Origin of the sequence: Megasphaera sp. AF13-6AC (assembly GCF_027685385.1) — a bacterium.
Classification (GTDB): domain Bacteria; phylum Bacillota; class Negativicutes; order Veillonellales; family Megasphaeraceae; genus Megasphaera; species Megasphaera micronuciformis.
Window position 1 is genome coordinate 13,262 of the sequence record NZ_JAQCUN010000023.1, and the last position, 1,505, is coordinate 14,766.

1 protein-coding gene and 1 other annotated feature are annotated in these 1,505 nt (G+C 45.8%); the gene reads right to left on the minus strand.

Features of this window, described 5'->3' with window-relative positions; all coding sequences use genetic code 11:
- Positions 1-1,065: class I tRNA ligase family protein (locus PGX78_RS02605; RefSeq protein WP_270445271.1), on the minus strand; the 1,065-nt coding region annotated here is incomplete at its 3' end.
- A gap of 48 nt (positions 1,066-1,113) precedes the next feature.
- Positions 1,114-1,321: a binding site (T-box leader), on the minus strand.
- Between the last annotated feature and the right edge of the window lie 184 nt (positions 1,322-1,505).

Genomic DNA, 1,505 nt, shown 5'->3' on the forward strand with positions numbered 1-1,505 from the left:
CGTCTTACAACGTGAGCAATGACCGACGGCATGATTGAGTTCTTCTACGTGATCGAGAAGGCCTAATTTTTCCAAGTCGGCAACAACGGCCTTACGGCACTCTTTTAAAGTCATGCCGTCATATTCCTTGCCGGCAGCGGCATTCATCGTACCGTCGAGGTTCATAACCATAATCGATTCCAGATTATGGCGTTCACCCATTTCAAAGTCATTCGGGTCGTGAGCCGGCGTAATTTTGACGGCACCCGTACCGAACTCGATATCTACATAATCATCGGCAATGACTTCCACTTCTCTGTTTACCAAGGGAACGAGTACCTTCTTACCGATATACTTTTTCATTCGTTCATCATTCGGATTTACGGCAACGGCCGTATCACCCATAATAGTTTCGGGCCGAGTCGTGGCAATCATGATATAGTCGTCTTCACCTATAACGGGATACTTGACGTACCACAAATGGCCTGCTTCGTCCTTGTGATCTACTTCTATATCGCTCAAAGCCGTATGGCAATGAGGGCACCAGTTCGTAATGCGATGACCCTGGTAAATAAGACCCTTTTCATACAGAGCCACGAATACTTCACGAACGGCACGGGCACAAATATCGTCCATGGTAAACCGTTTCCGCGACCAGTCACAAGATGAGCCGAGTCGACGAACCTGTTGTTCAATGCGATTGCCGTACTTTTCCTTCCACGCCCAAACTCGCTTTAAAAACTCTTCACGACCGATATCGTAACGAGTCTTTCCCTCTTCTTTTGCCAGCTGTTCTTCAACCTTAACCTGTGTTGCAATCCCCGCATGGTCCGTACCGGGAATCCAGACTACGTTGTACCCCGACATGCGCTTAAAGCGAATGAGAATATCCTGCAACGTATTATCCAGTGCATGACCCATGTGCAACTGCCCTGTAACATTCGGAGGAGGCATAACAATACTATACGGCTCACGAGACGAATCGGGATCTTGATGAAAGTACCCTTCTTTCTCCCAAAAATCGTACCATTTCGCTTCAATTTCTCCGGGATTATACCCTTCGAGTTTTTCCTTGTCCCACTTCATATGTACTCCTCCTTTTATACAAAAAACGCTCTTTCGTCTCAAGTAAAGCCTTGGGACGAAAGAGCGTATCTTCCGCGGTACCACCCGATTTGTCGCCTAGATGACCTCTCATTGACAGATAACGGCTGCATCCGGGCAGACCTTTCCTTCTGCCGGCTCACGGGTGACTCGCCCGCTTCTTTATGAACGCCCTCTCACCGCTTGGGCATCTCTCTGACACAAAGAGCATCGGACTTCTTCCGGTCATCGCTTTTATCGGAAATTATCGTATCAAGTTTACCTATTTCTGTCAAGACATAAAAATTGAAATTTTTCTTCTTTTATATATTTTTAATTTTCGTTAGAATGAATTTTATTTATAAATTTTATTTATCTCCTTTTTTAAAGAGAGTCATCATCTCCATGGTCAGACTTACCGTTTCCTCGTCGTCCGGCAAGTC